The sequence below is a fragment of the Streptomyces sp. NPDC048496 genome (assembly GCF_043200055.1).
Taxonomy (GTDB): domain Bacteria; phylum Actinomycetota; class Actinomycetes; order Streptomycetales; family Streptomycetaceae; genus Streptomyces.
In genome coordinates this window covers 1-2,085 of the sequence record NZ_JBICXB010000128.1, presented here as the reverse complement: position 1 = coordinate 2,085, position 2,085 = coordinate 1, and the positions used below count along the sequence as shown (strand labels likewise).

Below are 2,085 nucleotides of genomic sequence, written 5' to 3'. Positions count from 1 at the left end.
CCCTTCCTCTCCTTCGACGTCGAGATCCGCAAGGTCATCTGCTCGACGAACGCGATCGAGTCCGTCAACGCCCGCATCCGCAAGGCCGTCCGCGCTCGCGGACACTTCCCCAACGAGGCCGCGGCCATGAAATGCGTCTACATGGCGCTCATGTCGCTGAACCCCACCGGCAAGGGACGCAAGCGGTGGACCATGCGCTGGAAGGCGCCCCTGAACGCCTTCCAGATCGCCTTCGAAGGCCGGCTCACCCCGGTCGCCGCAATGCTGGACCTGTTGCCGGCCACCGCACCGTCCACGGCGAAGGCCGAGCTCGAACGGGCCGCTGCCGCCTTCGAGCGCGCCACCCGCTCCCGGGGGCGAGCGGTCTCCAGGACGATGCCCGCGTCGCCGAACGCGGCGGCCGCGCTCGCCGTGGAGGGAGACATTGGTCGGGCTGAAGTTGGCCCACGCGTCGGAGCGGTCGAGTGCGACGTACCGGGAGACCTCTTTCGCCTCGGTGAGGAAGTCCTGGGTGCCGGAGCGGTCGCCGCCGCTGCTGCGATCGTCGACCCTACTTCGGCAGCACCGGAAAGTGGGGTACATATGTCCGCCATGAGGGGCAGCACTATCCGCCACCTGGGCCCTGCCCACTGCCCTGTCCCGCCGGACGCATGGCCAGCCGCCGACGACCGGCGTCCAGACCGCCGAGGGCGAGTCTCGGGGGCGTGGGGCGTGAATGCGGCTACGCCTCTGGGCAGAAATTCCGCATTCGGGTCGAGTCAAGTGGCGAGGGGAGGAATGCCTCGGCAGGGCCAAATGCGAACTGTCGTGCAGAGAGCAGGACTTCTCGCTGTACCGGCGCGCGAAAGCGTCATTCGTGAGGCCAACGGAGAGGAAACACGCAGCATGCCGCAGCCCACGGATACCGCCAATCACCAAGCCCCGCGTGGGCTCATCCTGGACTTCGCCGGGGTACTGACCGCTGACCCGCTCCCCACGCACCGCTCATGAGCCGAATCAGAAGGACTTCACACCGAAGCGTGGCGTGCCACCCTCAACACCCGTGTTTCCAGGCCGAACCAGCTTTGATGCCTTAGCCCAGAGGATTCTGACCTTGTTGATGGCCCAGGCTGTCCCGTACCACCAGATTAGGCCGATGATCGCTACGACTGCGGCCACGCCGATGATGGAGAGCACCGTTTTCATGCTGACCTCGATCCGTCAGCGTAGGCTGGTGGCTGATCGAGGTCAGTGCCCCCTATGTCATTGGCGGAAGGAGATCACTCAATGTCAGTGGCCTTCAGATTCCCGTCCATTAAGGTCCATACTCTTGTGTGATCTGTTGCCTGCCATCCTTCCTTGGCAACTAGAGGCCCCTTCATCCATGCCAACATGCCGGGTACCCCTTCTTCGAGGAGCGCTCTCCTCGCCGCCTGCTTGCGTTCGATGCGAACGGGATACACCGAGACCCAGAACCCCACGGATCCCGGATGCACGCCGCCTCCGTAAGTCCTTGACTGGGCCGCCACCCATCTGGCATCCATGATCTCGGATGTGTCTCCAGTGGTCGACGAACCGAACCTGAGGTCTACGATCTTGGCCGACGCAGGTTCGATCGCATCCCGCATTTCACTGTGCGTCACAGGCCACGCATATCCTCGCGGCAGTTTCTTTCGGGCCACTCCAGCTTCCTTACTTGCGATTGAGGTGCTTTTGGATCTTCTTCCACTCGCCCGACCTGCGCTCCTTCGCGGTGGGCAGCCGGCGGTAGTGTTCCTTGAATATCCGGTCTACGGCCTCCTTTGTCGTTTCCGTTCCCTCCTTCCCCTTGCCACGTGCCCAGGAGGGAACGTCGCGCGCAGTCTCTTTGCCGGACTTCTTTGACGCCTTGGACCAGAGGATTCTGACCTTGTTGATGGCCCAGGCTTTCCCGTACCACCAGATTAGGCCGATGATCGCTACGACTGCGGCCACGCCGATGATGGAGAGCACCGTTCCCGGGAGTGTTCAACCCGGATCCACCGGCTGACGTCTGTGGACAACTTCTCCGGAAACGAGGAAGAGCCTTGTGACCTGCGATGATGGGAGTTCTTGAGGCTTCCAGCA

General features: G+C 63.3%; 3 protein-coding genes and 1 pseudogene. 1 reads left to right on the top strand and 3 read right to left on the bottom strand.

Annotated elements, in window-relative coordinates; all coding sequences use genetic code 11:
* Positions 1-243, top strand: a pseudogene (locus tag ACGFSA_RS35080) (transposase); the annotation flags it as partial.
* A 753-nt stretch (positions 244-996) separates the two neighbouring features.
* Here ACGFSA_RS35080 and ACGFSA_RS35075 read toward each other — a convergent pair.
* The 3 genes from ACGFSA_RS35075 to ACGFSA_RS35065 all read right to left on the bottom strand — a co-directional run bounded on the left by ACGFSA_RS35075 (position 997) and on the right by ACGFSA_RS35065 (position 1,971).
* Positions 997-1,176 (bottom strand): hypothetical protein, encoded by a 180-nt coding sequence (locus ACGFSA_RS35075; protein WP_393310222.1) that lies wholly within the window; start codon positions 1,174-1,176, stop codon positions 997-999.
* A gap of 83 nt (positions 1,177-1,259) precedes the next feature.
* Positions 1,260-1,607, bottom strand: a complete 348-nt coding sequence (locus ACGFSA_RS35070; RefSeq protein WP_393310220.1) for a hypothetical protein — start codon at positions 1,605-1,607, stop codon at positions 1,260-1,262.
* Positions 1,608-1,671: 64 nt separating this feature from the next.
* Complete coding sequence (locus ACGFSA_RS35065) at positions 1,672-1,971, bottom strand: hypothetical protein (protein WP_393310218.1); 300 nt, start codon at positions 1,969-1,971, stop codon at positions 1,672-1,674.
* Positions 1,972-2,085 lie beyond the last annotated feature (114 nt).

Bases quoted from the DNA above. Each gene is read 5' to 3' on its own strand.
- ACGFSA_RS35070 (WP_393310220.1), bottom strand. From the start codon at position 1,607: ATGCGGGATGCGATCGAACCTGCGTCGGCCAAGATCGTAGACCTCAGG.